The following is a 16,406-nucleotide window of genomic DNA, read 5'->3' as shown; positions in this document are numbered from 1 at the left end:
CCGCGGCACGGGGTGCGCGCGCTGGCCCTGCTGCCCACCCCACCCGCGTGCGCCGCCCGCGCGCTCGCGCTCTACCGCCACCGCTGCGCCAGCGCCCTCGACCACCTGGACGGCCAGGCCCTGGCGCTGGGCCTGCTGACCGAACAGCTGCGCACGCTCGGCTGGGCACCGCCCGAGGCCCCACCCGTGCCCCCACACCGCGACAGCGAGCGGCTCCAGCAAGCGCGGGACCTGATCCACAGCCAGTGGCACCGCGATCTGCGGCTGGCCGAGCTCTGCCAGGCCACCGGCATGAGCGAAACGCGGCTGAAGCGGGGCTTTCGCGAATGCTTTGGCACGTCACCCGGCCAGATGCTGCTGCAAGCCCGCATGGAGCAGGCCCTGCGCCTGCTGCAAGGCGGCTGCCAGGTGGCCCAGGCCGCCTGGCAGGTGGGCTACCGGCACCCGGCCAATTTCAGCACCGCCTTCACCCGCCACTTCGGCCGCCCGCCCAAACAGTTCGCGTCGATCCGAGCGCCCGCGCCCTGAGCGGCCGGCTGGCAAATCAAAAGCGCCTGCGCGCAAAACAAAGGGCGGCCCGGTAGGCCGCCAGCCCGCCTAGCATCTTTTCACCGTCTCCCGGTCATTGCGCCCGGCCACCGAAAAGCTGCTTCATGAACCCTTCCCTCGTCACCACCCCGCTGGGCCGGCTGTCCGGCCTCTGCACCGGAGGCATCCACCGCTTTCTGGGGGTGCCCTACGCACGCCCCCCGGTCGGGCCGCTGCGGCTGCGGTCACCCCAGCCCACTTTGCCCTGGACCGGTATCCGGCCGGCGCACGACGCCGGTGCCGCCAGCCTGCAGACCCTGGCCGGCCAGCAGCAGTGGTTGAACGCCCCCATCGAACACCTGTCCGAAGACTGCCTGTTCCTGAACATCTGGACGCCCTCGCTCACCGGCCGGCACCCGGTGATGGTGTGGATCCATGGCGGCCAGACCCGCAACGGGCACGGGGCCTCGCCCGCCAGCGACGGCCAGGCCCTGGCCGCGCTCGGCGTGGTGGTCGTGACGATCAACTACCGCCTCGGGGCCCTGGGCGGCCTCGCGCACCCCGGGCTGGAGGACCCCGCCACCGGCTTCTGCGCCAACTGGGGCCTGCAGGACAAGCTGGCGGCGCTGGCCTGGGTGGCCGAGCACATCGGCGCCTTCGGCGGCGACCCGGGCCGCGTCACCCTCGCCGGCCAGTCCTCCGGCGCCGCCAACGCCGTGATGCTGGCGCAGAACAGCCTGGCCAGCGGGCACTTCCACGCGCTCATCGCGCAGAGCCCGCCCCTGTTCCGGCCGCCGATGTTCGCTGAACTGGCCGACGCTGCCGCTTACACCGAAGCCCTGGCGCGCCGCCTGGGCGTGGCCGTGCCCGCGCTGCGCCAGGTGGCTGGCAGCGTGCTGCAGACCGAAGAGCAGGCGCTGGCCCGCACCCTGACCGCCGAGGGCCGGCGCCCGCACACGGCCCCGGTGCGCGACGGCCGCCTGCTGCGCCACTGGCCGTTCGACGCGCCCGCCATCGGCGTGCCCCTGCTGGCCGGCTGGACGCGCCACGAGGCCGACTTCTGGTTCCACCTCCAGGATGGCCAAGGCCACTCGCTGGCCCCGCTGCGCGAGCCGGACGACGCGGCCGAACTGGCCCCCCGGGTGCAACGCCTGATGGCGCAGCACTACGCCTTCACCCCGGCACCCGACACCGCGGCCGTGCTCGACGCCTACACGGCCAGCGGCGGTGTGCCGCAGCGCTGGCGCGACCTCTACACCGACCTGGTGTTCCGCGCCCCCATCCTGCAACTGATAAACCGCCAGGCCGCCCACGGCCAGCCCGCGTGGGCCTACGAATTCGCCTACCCCCTGCCCGGCGATCGCCCCAGCACGCCGCACGCGGCCGACGTGCCCTTCGTTTTCGGCACCCACCGCCACCCACACCTGGCGCCCAAGATCGGCGCAACCGGCGCCGCCGATGCGTTGTCGGCCACGGTGATCCGGGCCTGGGCGGACTTCGTCCACCACGGCGCGCCGGGCCCGGTGAACGGGACGGCCTGGCCACGCTTCACCGCCGCGCAGCCGCTGGCGATGGTGCTGGAGCCGGCGCACCCCGGGCCCGCGGCCCTGTCTCGGCCGGCCGGCCTGGCCTGCTGGCCCGCCTACACGGCGCCCTGGACGGAGGCAGCGCCCGCGGGGCCGGACCGGGAACCGCTCTGATAGGATCGCGGGCTGTCTCCCCGTAGTTCAATGGATAGAACGAGTGCCTCCTAAGCGCTAGATACAGGTTCGATTCCTGTCGGGGGGACCACATCCATCGCCGGAACGCGCCACCGCCTTCCGGCTTTTTTGTGCCCGGTGCGCCGCCCGGCCAGATCAGCCAGAAAGCGCAAGCCGCCCGGGCTGCCGGCCGGAAGAATCCGGCGCATGACGACCGATCACCCCCACCTGTTGTCCCCCCTGGACATCCGCCACGCCGATGGCAGCGTGACCACCCTGCGCAACCGCGTGATGATGGGCTCCATGCACACCGGGCTGGAGGAACAACCCGACGGCATCGCGCGCATGGCCGCTTTCTACGCCGAGCGCGCTGCCGGTGGCGTGGCGCTGATCGTCACCGGCGGGCTCTCTCCCAACGCCGAAGGCAACATGTTCGCCGGCATGCGCACCCTGCAGACCGACGCCGACGCCGCACCCCACCGCGCGATCACCGACGCCGTGCACGCCCACGGCGCGCTGATCGCGCAGCAATTGCTGCATGCCGGGCGCTACGCCAACCACCCCCACGGCGTGGCGCCCTCGGCGCTGAAATCGCCCATCGCGGCGGCCACACCACGCGCCATGAGCGAAGAAGACATCCAGCGCACGCTGGACGACTACGCCCACGCGGCCACCCTGGCGCAGTCCGTCGGCTACGACGGCGTGGAAATCATGGGCGCCGAAGGCTACCTGATCAACCAGTTCGCCACGCCCCGCGCCAACCAGCGACAGGACGCCTGGGGCGGCAGCACCGAAAACCGGCTGCGCTTCGCCATCGAGGCGGTGCGCCGCACCCGCGCCGCCACCGGGCCGGGCTTTCTCATCATCTACCGCCTGTCCATGCTCGACCTGGTGGAAGGCGGCTGCACCTGGGACGAGGTGGTGGCGCTGGCACGCGCCGTGGAAGCGGCGGGCGCCTCGCTCATCAACCCCTACGTCGGCTGGCACGAAGCGCGTGTGCCCACCATCGCCACGCTGGTGCCGCGCGCGGCCTTTCGCGATGTGACGGCGCGGCTCAAACGCGAACTGCGCCTGCCCGTGGTGGCCAGCAACCGCATCAACGACCCGGCGGTGGCCGAAGCAATCCTGGCCGACGGCGGGGCCGACCTGATCTCCATGGCGCGGCCGCTGCTGGCCGATCCCGATTTCGTCAACAAGGCGCGCGCGGGCCGTGCGGACGAGATCAACGTCTGCATCGCCTGCAACCAGGGCTGTCTGGACGCGGCGTTCTCCGGCCGCATCACGGGTTGCATGGTCAACCCGCGGGCCTGCCGCGAAACCGAGCTGAGGCCCCAACCCACCACGCAGCCGCGCAAGCTGGCGGTGGTGGGTGCCGGCCCCGGTGGCCTGGCTGCCGCCGTCGCGGCGGCGCAGCGTGGCCACGCCGTGACGCTGTTCGAGGCCGCCCCGGCCATCGGCGGCCAGTTCCAGCTCGCGCAGCGCATTCCGGGCAAGGAGGAATACGCCGGCACGGTGCGCTACTTCGGCACGCAGTTGCAGCGCGCCGGTGTGCACCTGCAACTGGGTCAGCGGGTGGACGCGGCGCACCTGGCGCAGGCCGGCTTTGAACACGTGATCGTGGCCACCGGCATCCGGCCGCGCGCGCTGGCCATCCCCGGCGCCGACCTGCCCGGCGTCGTGGGCTACGCCGAGGTGGTCACCGGCCAGGTCCGGCTGGGCGAGCGGGTGGCCATCGTGGGCGCGGGCGGCATCGGCTTCGACGTGGCCGAACTGCTGACCCACGAAGACCTGGGCACCCGCGACGAGCGCGAACATTTCGCCGCCACCTGGGGCATCGACTACCAGGTCGGCAGCCCGGGCGGCCTGCGCCCGCCGGCACCGCCGTGCCCGCCCCGGCAGGTCTGGCTGCTGCAACGCAAGGCCGAAGCGCTGGGCAAGCGGCTGGGCAAGACCACGGGCTGGATCCGCCGGGCGCTGCTGCTGCGGCGCGGCGTGCACCTGCTCGGCGGCGTCGCCTACGAGCGCATCGAGACGCAGGGCCAGGCGTTGCGCGTGCACCTGACGGTGGCGGGCGAACCCCGGGTGCTCACCGTCGACAACGTCGTGGTGTGCGCCGGCCAGGAGTCCGAGGACCGTTTGCTGGCGGCGCTGCAGGCCGCCGGTGTGCCGGCCACCGCCATCGGCGGCGCACGCGCGGCGGGCGAGCTGGACGCGACGCGCGCCATCGACGAAGGCGTGCGGCTGGCGGCCGCGCTCTGAACCCGGCCCTGCTTTTTCAGAACCCCAGCCGCTTGGCCGACGAGAGCACCAGCACCACGTCGGCCGTGGCACGGGCGAACGGCGTGCCCGGCGCCAGCGAAGCCAGGGCTTCCCCGTAGCTGCGCCGGTTGACCAGTTCGCCCACCTGCCCGGCCACGGTGTGGAAATGCCGGTGCCGCTCGATGAGTTCGGTGAACGTGGGGCGTGCGGCCAGGCGCTGCCCGTCCCCGTAGATCCAGCGCCCCAGGGCGCAGCAATCGTCCCGCGACAGCGTGGCCGTGTCCACTTTCTGGTGTCCTTCGATCGCGTCGCGCAGCTTGACCTTCCACTGCCGGTGCGCGTCGATGATGGCGTCGACGTCGATGCCCTCGACCTGGGTCGACGCCGTCTGGCCCGGCAGGCGGAATTCGTCCACATGCGCCGCCATGCGCACCGCCGCCGACCGCTGGACCGACGCCGCCTTGGCGGTCTGTTCGACCAGCGCGGCGTTGGCCTGCGTGCTGCGGTCCAGGTCCTGCACGGCCTGGCCGATCTGGCCGATGCCCATGCTCTGCTCCCGCGCCCCCGAAGCCACTTCGTCCAGCAGCTGTCGCACCTGGTCGGCGTGCAGCACGATCGCCTGCATGGTGTCGCCAGCGTTGCGCACCACCTGCATGCCGCTGTCGACATCGCTCACGCTGGCGGCGATCAGGGTCTTGATTTCGTGCGCCGCCTCGGCCGTGCGCTGAGCCAGGTTGCGCACCTCACCGGCCACCACCGCAAAGCCCCGGCCCTGCTCGCCGGCCCGCGCCGCCTCCACCGCCGCGTTGAGCGCGAGGATGTTGGTCTGGAATGCGATGCCGTCGATGACGCCGATGATGTCGTGGATCTTGCGCGACGACGCATGGATGCGCCCCATGGTCTGCACCACGTCCTGCATCACCACGCCTCCGGCTTCGGCCACCCGCGCGTTGTCCACCGCGATGTGCGAAGCCTGCCGGGCATTGTTGGCGGTGTGGTCGACCGAGGACGTGGTCTGCTCCAGCGCAGCCGACGACTCCTCCAGCGCGGCGGCAGCCGCTTCGGTGCGTGCGGCCAGGTCGCGCGTGCCGCTGGCGATCTCCTGGCTCGCGTGCACCACCGAATCGCTGGCCGACTGCACCTGCTGCACGGTCTGCCGCAGGGCGTCCTGCATGTGGCCCACTTCGCGCAGCAGATCGGCCACCTCGTCCCGGCCGTGGCTGCGGATGTCGCCGCGCAAATCGCCCATGCTGATGGCCATGAGGTGGCGGCGCAGGCTTTTGAACCCGCCGAACATCGAGCGGTAGAAACCCATGCTGAGAAACAGCGCCAGCAGGACGCCGGCCAGCGCCGCGCCCAGGTTCAGCCACAGGCCCTGGCGCAGGCCCTGCTCACGCTGCGCCAGCAGGCCGTCGAGCGTGGTGAGCTGCGCCATCGCCTGGCGCTGCAGGCCCGCCAGGTGCGCGGGCGCCTCGTCGGCCCAGGCCTTCACCGATGCCGGCGACGCCGGGGCCTCGGCACGAAGCCAGACGCCCGCCCGGTCGACCCAGCCCCGCAGGGCAGCCTCGGCAGCAACCGGTGCAGCGGCGCCGGCCACCGGGGCCGCCTGCACTTTGGCCCGATCCGCCGCGAGTTCGTCGAGACCGGCCCTCAGCGCCCCGCGAAGTTCGGCCAGCCGCCACCAGGGTTCGGCACCGGCCGCCCCGGCATCGGCGATGCGCACAGCCAGGGCGCCCGCTTCGCCGACATGACCCATCACGGCCGGTGTGCGCAGCAGGGCCGCGCTCATGAGGTAGTACGACGCCAGTTCAGGGTCGAGCGCCAGGCCCGAGCGGTCTGTCACCACGCCCTGCCATTCGAGCAGGCTGCGGGTGAGCGCCGCCAGCGCGGGCGCCTGCTGCGTGGGCGGGGCAGCGCGCGCCGCCCCATAAGCCGCTTCCACACGCTGCCAGGCCGCCGCCGTGCCCAGCGCCGCCCCGTGTTCCGCCTGCAGGCGCTCCAGAGCGGCCCAGGCCTGCTCCAGCGCGTGGCGGGACTCCCCGGACGGGGCCAGCGAGCCTTGCGCCGCAGCCGACAGGCCAGGATAAACCGCCTGAGCGTAAGCCACGCCCAGACGCTCGTGCTGCACGGCCGTCAGCGCCGCCCGCTGGGGCAGCACGAAGCCGACGACCAACCAGGCCAGGGGCAGCACGAACGCCGCCGACACCAAGGCCATTTTTCCGGGGAAACGCCAGCGTCGCATGATGGCCGACGCCGGCCGCCACAAGGGCCAATTGACAACCCGTGCACGGCTTCTCTGCATGAACGCTCCAGTGGATACCTGTCAAGGCATCGGCCAGACACCGGAAAGGTTGAGCAGCCCGCTCACCGCATTTGACGGATATCAAGCCCCGTCGAACAACACCCAGCCGCTGCACGATTTGCAGCAGGCTTCACCAGCGACGGGTCACTTCTGGCGCAGCGTCCGCGAAAGCAGCATCACCGGCGCCAGCCCCACCAGCACCAGGGTGAGCGCCGGCAAGGCCGCCTCGCCGAGGCGTTCGTCGCGGGCCAACTGGTAGGCCACCACGGCGAGCGTGTCGCTGTTGAAGGGCCGCAGCACCAGCGTCGCCGGCAACTCCTTCATCACGTCGACGAACACCAGCAGCAGCGCCGCGGCGGTGGAGCGGCGCAGCAGCGGCCAGTGCACGCGCGCGGCCAGCCCCAGACCGGTGGTGCCCAGCATGCGGGCCGAGTCGTCCAGGCTGGCGGGCACCCGCGCATAACCACTCTGCACCGACTGCAGGGCCACGGCCGTGAAGCGCACCAGGTAGGCCCAGACGATGCCGAGCACCGTGGCGGTCACCCAGTAGCCGACGCTGGTCTCGGGCCGCACCGCCTGCAGCCAGCCGACGGGCAGCAGCAAACCCACCACCACCACGGCGCCCGGCACGGCATAACCCAGGCTGGCCAGTTGGGCCACCGAACGCGTCAGGGTCGACCCCTGCGTGCGCTGGGCGAAACCCAGCAACAGCGCCAGCCCCGTGGCCAGAACCGCCGCCAGGCCCGCGAGCCAGATGCTGTTTTTCGACCACTGCACGAACATGTGCCAGGGCAGTTCGTCCCAGCCGCCGATCAGCGGCCGCAGCATGAACAGCACGGGCAGCACGAAGCCGGCCAGGACGGGCAGCACGCAGACGGCCACGGCCAGGGCCGAGCGCGCACCGGAGAGGCGAACCGGTTGCGCTTCGGCACTGCCCGCGCGCTGGCCGCGCAATGTGGCAAAGCGCATGCGATGCTGGGCGCGGTGCTCCAGCCAGAGCAGGACGCCCACCGTGACCAGCAGCAAGGTGGCCAGCTGGGCGGCGGCGATGCGGTTGTCCATCACCAGCCAGGCCTTGTAGACCCCGGCGGTGAAGGTCTGGATGCCGAAGTAGCTGGACACGCCAAAGTCGGCCAGGGTTTCCATGAGCGCCAGCGCCACACCGGCCGCCACGGCGGGCCGCGCCAGGGGCAGTGCCACTTCGCGGATGCGGCGCGCCAGCGGTGCCCCGAGCAGGCGCGCGGCCTCCATCAGCTGGGCGCCACGCTCGGCCAGCGCGGTGCGCGCCAGCAGATACACATACGGGTAGAGCGAAAAGGTGAAGACCCACACCGCGCCGGGCGTGTTGCGGATTTCGGGGAAGACGCGGCCGCGCAGCGCGAAGGTCTCGCGCAACCACACCTGCATCGGCCCGCTGAACTGCAGGAAATCGGTGTAGGCATAGGCCACCACGTAGGCCGGCATGGCCAGCGGCAGCAGCAGCGCCCATTCGAACGCGCGGCGGCCCGGAAAATCGAACAAGGTCACGGCACTGGCGGTGGCCACGCCCACCACGGCCACACCCAGCGCCACGCTCACGCACAGCACCAGCGACGTGAGCACGTATTCGGGCAGCACGGTGGCCGCCATCTCGCGCAGGATGCCGAGCGCCGTGTCGTCGAAAAGGAACCAGGAAGCCCCCAGGGCCAGCACCGGCAGCGTCAGGGCCAGAGCCAGCAGCACGAGCAGAACAGCAGAGAGCCAGCGCGGCATGAAAGGGTGTGTGGAAAAGAGACAGGCCCGGATCGGCCCGGAAAGGGGGTGGTCAGCCAACGACCACGCGCGATGAATGAGAATTGTACTTATCGACACTCTCAACGGCGGGGCGTGTAGTAGGTCAATGGGCGCGTCACCCGGTACACAGCATTGCGGGCCACACCGAAGGAAACACCGAACATTTCCGCCAGTTCGCGGTACGTATAGCCGCCTGAAACATAGAGGCGCACGAGCTCCGCCTCATCCTCAGGGCGCAACGTCCGAGGAGGCCCCCAGCGCTTACCGCGGGCCATCGCGGCAGACTGGCCGGCCATCACCCGTTCCCGAATCATTGAACGCTCAAGCTGTGCGACGGCGCCCAATATTTGGAAGGTGAACTCACCAATAGGGGTGGACGTATCGACCGGCTCAGTGAGCGATCGGATGGACGCACCAGAGGACCGGAGACGATCCAGTATCCGAAGCAGGTCATGGAGCGAGCGTGCTATCCGGTCAAGCTTCCAAACAACGAGCACATCACCGACCCGGAGAGCACCTAGAGCCGACTGAAGCGCAGGCCGAGGGCCGACCCCGCTCCCCGTATCTTGAAAAACTTTCCGGACACCGGCCCGCTTGAGCGAGTCAAGCTGAAGAGCCGTGTGCTGATCCAAAGTCGATACCCGCGCATACCCCACAAGCAAGCCTAGACCCTCCCTCAATGGTCCGGACAGGGTACAGGCAGGTCAGGTTCCCCAGGCTCAGAAAAAAGGCACCAGAACCGCCCAAATTGCCCTATGCGATGCCGCACGATGCGGTGACCATCGGGCACGTGGAAAGCCAGCTCAATCAGATCGTGCAAAGGACAGTCCGGCACGTCGATGATGACGGGCTTGGGAAGGTCAAGGCCCTGTGTACTGCCCCAGCGGTTGCGACCTGCGAGACCTTCCGCGTAATCCTTGGTGAGGTACTTAGAGACGTAGCCCGCGAGCTTGGCGAGGGACTCACCAGGACGATGCTTACCGGGCAGGCCGTGACGGGTACGACGATGACCATCAACGTCGATATTGCCGTTGTCCTTACCGACGACCGAGTGCCAGAGACGGCGCACGTAGTCCCAGGAGCGCACGCGCACCAGGCGCGTAGCCCTACCCGTGCCCTCAGGAACCATCAACCACGGCGGGAGACGATGGATAGCGGCGTGGACGTGCCAAGCGCCGCGTTCCTGCTGCTCAAAGGCGTAGACCGCCCGAAAGCCCGGGATGGCCCTCTGAAGCTTGCGCAGCATGTCCGCCCAGTCGCGACGCACGCGGTTGAAATCGCCCATGTTCTCTCGATAGGTGCAAGTCAGCAGACTGGCGAACTCACTGGACTTGATCTTGTGCCGACACGTGCGCTTTGCACGCTTCGCACTCTTTTCGAGGTTCAGCAACCGCTGACGCTCAAGCCGCTCAGCTTCGAGCACGGTCCCGGATTGATCAATGGGAGGGGGCGCAAACACGTCGTCAGGTTCGTCCTGTGCATCGCCGACAGGAATAGGCCCCTGCGGGATGTAGCAGCGCTTTTTCCAAGCGATGACTTCGCGCTGACCGGTGTCGGGAGATACCCACTCTTTGACGCGCCAACCATGCTCGACAACTTGACACCAGACGCCCCGATACGCTACATACTGTCCCACCGCACGTACTCCAATTACGTTGCTGTCACGAGGCCCGAGGGATTGCCGTCCCTGCGGGCCTCACCTTTTTGTCCTGGCAAATCGTTTGACTTACGAGATATGCCTTATTGATAAATCTAGGCCGGCTTCGCCGGCCGGCCGCTTGCTGCGCCGCTGGCCGGCCTACGCCGCCGCCCTATCGCCCTTGAGAGCGAGGTGACGGGCCATGCGGGTGGCTTGCTCAATCGATAAGGTCCCACGCTGGACGCACTCACCCAGGACACGTACAGCCCCGCCCTTGGGCTTGCGTGCGGCTCTGCGCTTGATCTGAGCGGCTTCACGGGCATCGAGACGAGGCAGATAGCAATACAGCCCGTGTTCATAGTCGGACCTGATCTTCTGGTCTGTGTCGTAGGCCTTGTAGAGATGCGTGGAGCGGAACCACTCGACACCTGCACCCATGGCTGACGGGCCGAGGCCGTAGCGCACCTGCGCCATGTGCATCTTGGGAGGCCGACCCTTGAACATGCCGAAGGTGAAGGTTTCGACCATGCTCGACACGAAGGGCAAGGTGAGCCGGTCTGTACGGCGGCACACGACGTGATACTCCACGACGTTCTCCCTGATCTGGGCATCGAGCAGCTTGAGACCCTGAGACAACAGGACGACATTCCAGTGCCACTTGCGGCTATGGAGGAACCAGTCAATCAGCGCGGAGCGCTCACCGCCAGACCAGGTGCGACTGTTGAGCCAGACCCCGCCCTCATCGAGCACGATCCAGCCCCAATCGCGTTCATCCCGACTCTCGGTGCTCGCACCCAAGGCGAGGAAGTCAGCAGCGCTGGGGACGTCAGGCAAGCGATAGATTGGCGCCTTGGAGCGCGGCAGGTGCTCGACGAAGAGATCTAGATTGGTAGCGATCGGCCGGCCGCGCCTGATCGCGTCTTCACACTTACCGAGCGCCCAAAGAGACTTACCGGAGCCAAGGCGCCCCGTAGCGACGTAGAAAGCCATGCGCGCCCCTCACACCCAGGTGGCAATTTCGAGATTCTTGACGTTCCACTTGTAGATCGTGACAGCCACGTCAGCAGCGAGCACAGCGGAGACGACGCCCGGGGCACTGTCGGGAATCATGGCCCACAAGCCGATGAGCACAGGGCCCACGGGGACCGAGCCCACGAGCGCCTGAATGAGCAAAGAGATGGCGAGCCAGAAGCCCGTAGTGAGGATGCCGAAGGTAGTCACGGCAGCGGTACCGAAGACAGCTTTCTTGCTCAGGTACTTACCGAACATCTCCCCGATGAGACTGGCGAGACCACTAAACAGCGCGACAAAGAGACCAGCAAGCGCAGGCATTACGAACCCCCAACAGCAGCACTGGAGCGCCGCCAGATGTAGATGGCACCAAGCAACCCGATCAGCCACCCCCACGCCGAGCGCCACGCCTGCATGAGCGGGTTGCTGCAAAGGTCAAACGACGTGACGATGAGCCGGGTATTGAAGTTGATTGACGAGCAGGACCCGGAGGGCAGTTGAACGTTCCACAGCCAAGGGAGATCGGTAACACGCTCCGCAGCAGCGGCGAAGCCCTCAACAACACCGTCCGCCGCGTCATCAGCAGCAGCAGCAGCAGCAGCACGCGCAGCATCAAGAACACCCTCACCCGATGGCGTGCCGTCCTCATCTACCTTGACTGAACAGACTGGCTGACCCGGAGCGCCGCACGGCTCCTTTCCCTCTCCATCAGAGCCGTTGCCTGAACCGGACCCCGAACCCGAGCCGCTTCCTGAACCGGAGCCGTCTCCATCTCCATCACCGGGACCGTCGCCGTTTCCGTCGCCGTCGCCATCACCGGGACCGTCGCCGTCGCCCGGACCAGGCCCACCGCCATCCCCAGGACCATCGCCATCACCAGGACCGTCACCGTCTCCGGGGTCGGTACCCGGGTCAGTGCCAGGAGGCGTACAAGTGCCAGAGGGGCAGCCGTTATCCGGGACCCCCGGACCAGATGTGTCGACACTGCAAGTCACCCCCGTATTCATGTAAACATAGGTGCAGGTGTAGACGTGGACGCCCTGCTCGTTCTCCTCACTGTCACAAGACTCAATCGGATCGTTGGTCTGCTGGAAACGACACTGGCCGTCGCAGAACTGCTCAGGCTGGCCGGGATCATCGTAGGTATCAACTGAGTCGGCCTGCGTGTGCCAACCACGGTAGAAGGTGCCAGAGCGGGTCTGCCCCGGCTCGCAGGTGTCGGGAGGGTCATCCGGGACGCACTGACCACCTTGCTCTACATAGCCACTGTTGCAGGCACAGGATGAGCCAGTCAATGTGCTGTTTGAAGGACAGACCTGAACAGTCTGGGAGTTCAAACTTTGATTCCCAATATCCTTGTAGTTGCAGCGTGGCGAGGTACCAGAATACGTGATACCAAGGAAGGCCTTTTGGGTGTAGACGCGACAGGCGTCCTCCATGGTTGAACGCCAGCCGCTTTCGCTAGTGATGAGGGATACCCGCCACTGCGTTTGAGCTGTTGAAGGAATGAGCGCAGCAGACGCACACGGCAAGAAAAGGGCCATGAACAGGCCCGCGAGAACTCGACGAAACATGTTCATGGCCACAGGGGCGCCCGCCCGATCAGGTGGAGACCGAGACGAAGCGCTTGATCAGCTTGAAGCCGACCACGGCGCCGATCACCGCGATCATGATCGGCGCCACGGCATCGGCCGCATCGCCCACATCGCCGACGATCGTGGTGGCGAGGCTGTCGAAACCAGCGGGCAGCTCCGCATGGGCGCTGGCAACGAGACCGCCGAACAGACCGCCCACAGCGACCAGCTTGAGACGCAGGTTCATCACCTACTCCTTTTCCGGGGGATGTTGGTAAAACATCGGCCGCGCCCCCTAATCCGCAGCCAATTCGAAGAACCGGTGGACCACACGGTGCAAGGTGCCAGCGCCCCACCCGACGCCCCAAGCGAGCAGGTAGTAGCCGACGTACTCAGTAAGCTCAAGCTCAGTCATCGCAGCCGCCCCCCGATGTAGCCGATGCCGAACACGACGACGATGCCGCAGAGGTAGAGCGCCTCAAGGGTCACAGCAGCACCCCCGCAGTAAGGGACGGACGGGCGCACGAGGCACAGATCTGCTTATCAAGCGCGAGGCGGGCACCAGGGCATGCAGGCACGTCGCCCGCAGCAGATGACCGGGCGCGCCACCGCCCGCAGGGGCCACGCCGCCAGGGCTGGCTTTGTCGGGGCGGGTGGCACTGGCCCGCGAGAAAGGGGTGGGCTCGCCCCTGCCCAGCCCGCGCCGTGAAGCGGCTGGCGGGCTGGGCGGGACGGGCAGGCGCTGGCGTGAACGGGCTGGCTGCAGGGGCGGCCAACTGGGCGTTGGCGGGGAGCGCTCTATTTCCCGACCCTGCCGAGAGCAGGGACGGGAAAACCGCTTGTGGGCTGGCGCAGGGCCTCATCGCATGATCCCGACGCTTTGACGCCAGAGGACTTCGCCGGGCGTGAGGTCATCATGGGCGGGCACCCACGCGCAGCCATGCAGGGCACACGCAAGCACGAGCGAGAGGGAGCCCAGACGCCAGTCCACGTTACGCCCCCGTGCCGATGGCGGACGGCTTGCTGCCCGGGATGGCTTGCTTACCAACGGCATACGGCCGCAGGTCGGTCAGCACGGCCTCGATACTGCGGTTGCGCATGCTGGCCTGCAAGGCAAACGAGGCCATGTAGATGCCGCGGTCGGGGACACGGCTCTTACCGGACTCATCGGTGCCACGGAGGTGCTTCGGCAGCATCAGAACGCCGACCTGCTGCTCCTCCCCGTTGTCGTCAAGCAGAATGCACTCAGCATCTTGCATCTCCCATGCCCGGTTGTCCTTGATACCGGAGCGGGGAGCGTTGACCTTAATGATTTTGATGATGGACGTGAATGACATGGTGCAGCCCTCCTAGGCTGGACAGATCACCGCAGGAGCGCGGCCCTGTGAGACCTCAAGAGCAGAGCCAGAGCCACAGCCAGAAGACGCACAGGGCCACGCTCAGGACGTAGCGAACGATGTCCTCGACACCGACGGGATAGAAGGTGCCCGGACCCAGCCCTGCAGGGGCAGGAGCCGTCACAACTGGTGCCCCCACTTCGTGAGGCGTGGAGACCGGGCGAAACGATTCGGGGCGGGCCATGGTCAGCAGCCCGAGATGTAGGCGTGGCGAACGTAACCGAGCAGGTAACGCGAGCCGCCGCAGTAGACGCCCCACCGGTTGTAGACGCCGGGACCAGCACCCTTGGCGAGGACGAGACCGGAGAACACGAAGGGAGTACCGAGCCGGGATGCGGCCGGGGCGTAGCAAGGGGAGAGGGGTTGGTGCATGACGGCTCCAATAGACAGAGCCTCTAATGTCACCAAAATTAGATCAACGGTCTAATTGTAAAAAACAATGTAGAGCCACGCTCTATTAGAGCACCACTAAACTAGAGCACTCATCAACAAGGAGCAGCCATGCCGACCACTATGGACCTATGGGCGAAAGCCCAGAAACTGCACAAGAAAGCCGAGTGGGCACGGGTACTAGGCATACACGTGAGCACGTGGACAAACGTTGAGAAAAAGGGCCATGTGCCACCCGTGGTAGCAGCAGGCCTGGCGCTTGAAATGGGCGAAGACCCAAAGGAATGGATCACCATTGCAGCACTGGAAGCAGCGCCCGAAACATCACTGAAAGCAAAGCTGTACAGGAGCCTATCGACGGCACGAAAACTGTAGTTATCTACAATCGCTGCCATGTTCCTGCAGGTTGCCCAACTCCGCGTTCAGTATCCCGACTCGGCCAAGGCGGCTGTGGACGGCGTGTCCCTGGGCCTGCGCGCGGGCGACATCGGAGTGCTGATCGGGCCTTCGGGCTGCGGCAAGACCACGCTGCTGCGCGCGGTGGCCGGCCTGGAGCGCGCGACCGGCGGGGCCATCGTGCTGGAGGGCGACACCGTCAGCGACGGCCAGCACCACGTGCCGGCCGAACAGCGCCGCATCGGCATGGTGTTCCAGGACTACGCGCTGTTTCCCCACCTCGACGTGGGCCGCAACGTGGCTTTCGGCATCAGCAGGCAGCCGCGCGCGGCGCGCGAAGCCCGGGTGGCCGAGGTGCTGCGGCTGGTGGGCCTGGAAGGTCTGCAGACGCGCTACCCGCACGAACTGTCGGGCGGCCAGCAGCAGCGCGTGGCCCTGGCCCGCGCCCTGGCGCCCAACCCGCGTCTGCTGCTGCTCGACGAGCCGTTCTCCAACCTCGACGTGGATCTGCGCGAGCGGCTGGCGCACGAGGTGCGCGGCATCCTCAAGGCCGCCGGGGCCACGGCGCTGTTCGTCACCCACGACCAGCTCGAAGCCTTTGCCATCGGCGACCAGATCGGGGTGATGCACGAAGGCCACCTGCACCAGTGGGACGACGCCTACGCGCTCTACCACCGCCCGGCCACGCGTTTTGTGGCCGAATTCATCGGCCACGGCGTGTTCACGCCGGCCCAGATCCGCCAGCAAGGCAGCGACGTGGTGGTGCAGACGCCACTGGGCGCGCTGGTCGATGTCGACGAATGCCCGCTGCCCAGCGCCTACGAAGCCGGCCTGTGCGACGTGCTGCTGCGCGCCGACGACATCGTGCACGACGACCTCGCGCCCGTGAAGGCCCAGATCGTGCGCAAGGCCTTCCGCGGCTCGGAATTCCTCTACACCCTGCGTCTGGCCAGCGGCGAGACGCTGATGACCCACGTGCCCTCGCACCACAACCACGCGGTGGGCGAATGGATCGGCATCCGTGCCGAGGTGGACCACGTGGTCACCTTCGCGCGCGGCGGCAGCGCGTCGTCGCCACCCGCACCGGGCCGGCCCCGCACGTCAGCGGCCGCTGCCTGAGCGCCCACGCCCGTCAGGGCCGGGCCGGCGGTTCGATCACGAAGCCGATCTTGCGCACGCCGGCGCGCTGAGCGGCCGCCATGGCCTGGGCCACGCGCTCGTAGCGCACCGCCTTGTCCCCGCGGATGTGCAGCTCCGGCTGCGGCTCCATCGCAGCCGTGTCGTTCAGGCGCTGCTCGAAGACGGCATCGTCCACCCGCGCATCGTTCCAGTAGTACGCCCCCTCGGCGTCCACCGACAGCCGCACGTTCTCCGGCTTGTCCAGCAGCTTCTGGTTGCTCGCGCGCGGCAGGTCGATGTTGACCGCGTGTTTGATCA

General features: G+C 68.0%; 16 protein-coding genes, 1 tRNA gene and 1 pseudogene. 6 read left to right on the top strand and 12 right to left on the bottom strand.

Annotation, left to right across the window (positions count from 1 at the left end; genetic code table 11):
• The 4 genes from QQK43_RS20695 to QQK43_RS20680 form a co-directional block, all read left to right on the top strand.
• Positions 1-528: helix-turn-helix transcriptional regulator (locus QQK43_RS20695; RefSeq protein WP_284309302.1), on the top strand; the 528-nt coding region annotated here is incomplete at its 5' end.
• A 125-nt stretch (positions 529-653) separates the two neighbouring features.
• A complete protein-coding gene (locus tag QQK43_RS20690; protein WP_284309301.1) occupies positions 654-2,228 on the top strand; it encodes a carboxylesterase/lipase family protein in 1,575 nt (524 codons plus the stop codon).
• A gap of 16 nt (positions 2,229-2,244) precedes the next feature.
• Positions 2,245-2,319: transfer RNA gene (locus tag QQK43_RS20685), tRNA-Arg, on the top strand.
• A 116-nt stretch (positions 2,320-2,435) separates the two neighbouring features.
• On the top strand, positions 2,436-4,487 hold the full coding sequence (locus QQK43_RS20680; RefSeq protein ID WP_284309300.1) for an NADPH-dependent 2,4-dienoyl-CoA reductase: 2,052 nt from the start codon (positions 2,436-2,438) through the stop codon (positions 4,485-4,487).
• Positions 4,488-4,503: 16 nt separating this feature from the next.
• On the opposite strand, the gene QQK43_RS20675 is transcribed toward QQK43_RS20680, so the two are convergent.
• The 11 genes and pseudogenes from QQK43_RS20675 to QQK43_RS20630 all read right to left on the bottom strand — a co-directional run bounded on the left by QQK43_RS20675 (position 4,504) and on the right by QQK43_RS20630 (position 14,555).
• Positions 4,504-6,729, bottom strand: a complete 2,226-nt coding sequence (locus QQK43_RS20675; RefSeq protein ID WP_284309299.1) for a methyl-accepting chemotaxis protein — start codon at positions 6,727-6,729, stop codon at positions 4,504-4,506.
• Between the two features lie 204 nt (positions 6,730-6,933).
• Positions 6,934-8,541, bottom strand: a complete 1,608-nt coding sequence (locus tag QQK43_RS20670; protein WP_234266250.1) for an ABC transporter permease — start codon at positions 8,539-8,541, stop codon at positions 6,934-6,936.
• A gap of 101 nt (positions 8,542-8,642) precedes the next feature.
• Positions 8,643-8,858, bottom strand: a complete 216-nt coding sequence (locus tag QQK43_RS23495; protein WP_370465326.1) for a sigma-70 RNA polymerase sigma factor region 4 domain-containing protein — start codon at positions 8,856-8,858, stop codon at positions 8,643-8,645.
• Between the two features lie 24 nt (positions 8,859-8,882).
• A pseudogene (locus QQK43_RS23490) lies at positions 8,883-9,218 on the bottom strand (recombinase family protein); the annotation flags it as partial.
• Positions 9,219-9,238: 20 nt separating this feature from the next.
• Complete coding sequence (locus QQK43_RS20660; protein WP_284309298.1) at positions 9,239-10,198, bottom strand: rolling circle replication-associated protein; 960 nt, start codon at positions 10,196-10,198, stop codon at positions 9,239-9,241.
• A gap of 162 nt (positions 10,199-10,360) precedes the next feature.
• The gene (locus QQK43_RS20655; protein ID WP_284309297.1) at positions 10,361-11,191 is read right to left on the bottom strand and encodes a zonular occludens toxin domain-containing protein; all 831 of its coding nucleotides are present in this window, start codon (positions 11,189-11,191) and stop codon (positions 10,361-10,363) included.
• Between the two features lie 9 nt (positions 11,192-11,200).
• Positions 11,201-11,533: a DUF5455 family protein gene (locus QQK43_RS20650; protein ID WP_284309296.1), complete on the bottom strand. Its 333-nt coding sequence runs from the start codon at positions 11,531-11,533 to the stop codon at positions 11,201-11,203.
• Positions 11,533-12,792 (bottom strand): hypothetical protein, encoded by a 1,260-nt coding sequence (locus QQK43_RS20645; RefSeq protein WP_284309295.1) that lies wholly within the window; start codon positions 12,790-12,792, stop codon positions 11,533-11,535. Before QQK43_RS20645 ends, QQK43_RS20650 begins: the two co-directional genes overlap by 1 nt.
• Positions 12,793-12,814: 22 nt before the next feature.
• Positions 12,815-13,033, bottom strand: a complete 219-nt coding sequence (locus QQK43_RS20640) for a hypothetical protein (protein ID WP_284309294.1) — start codon at positions 13,031-13,033, stop codon at positions 12,815-12,817.
• 745 nt (positions 13,034-13,778) lie between these two features.
• The gene (locus QQK43_RS20635; RefSeq protein WP_284309293.1) at positions 13,779-14,123 is read right to left on the bottom strand and encodes a hypothetical protein; all 345 of its coding nucleotides are present in this window, start codon (positions 14,121-14,123) and stop codon (positions 13,779-13,781) included.
• Positions 14,124-14,369: 246 nt separating this feature from the next.
• Entirely contained in the window at positions 14,370-14,555 is a 186-nt protein-coding gene (locus QQK43_RS20630; protein ID WP_284309292.1) for a hypothetical protein, read from the bottom strand.
• A 129-nt stretch (positions 14,556-14,684) separates the two neighbouring features.
• Between QQK43_RS20630 and QQK43_RS20625 the strand changes: the two genes are divergently transcribed.
• Complete coding sequence (locus QQK43_RS20625; RefSeq protein ID WP_284309291.1) at positions 14,685-14,948, top strand: hypothetical protein; 264 nt, start codon at positions 14,685-14,687, stop codon at positions 14,946-14,948.
• 18 nt (positions 14,949-14,966) lie between these two features.
• Complete coding sequence (locus tag QQK43_RS20620; protein ID WP_284309290.1) at positions 14,967-16,088, top strand: ABC transporter ATP-binding protein; 1,122 nt, start codon at positions 14,967-14,969, stop codon at positions 16,086-16,088.
• A 13-nt stretch (positions 16,089-16,101) separates the two neighbouring features.
• Here the strand turns inward: QQK43_RS20620 and QQK43_RS20615 are convergent.
• The coding region (locus QQK43_RS20615) for an ExbD/TolR family protein (RefSeq protein WP_284309289.1) at positions 16,102-16,406 on the bottom strand (305 nt) is incomplete at its 5' end.

The sequence above is a fragment of the Hydrogenophaga electricum genome (assembly GCF_030160815.1).
In the GTDB taxonomy this organism is placed as follows: Bacteria; Pseudomonadota; Gammaproteobacteria; order Burkholderiales; family Burkholderiaceae_C; genus Hydrogenophaga; species Hydrogenophaga electricum.
The sequence above is the reverse complement of the archived record's forward strand: the minus strand, read 5'-3'. Positions and strand labels throughout refer to the sequence as shown.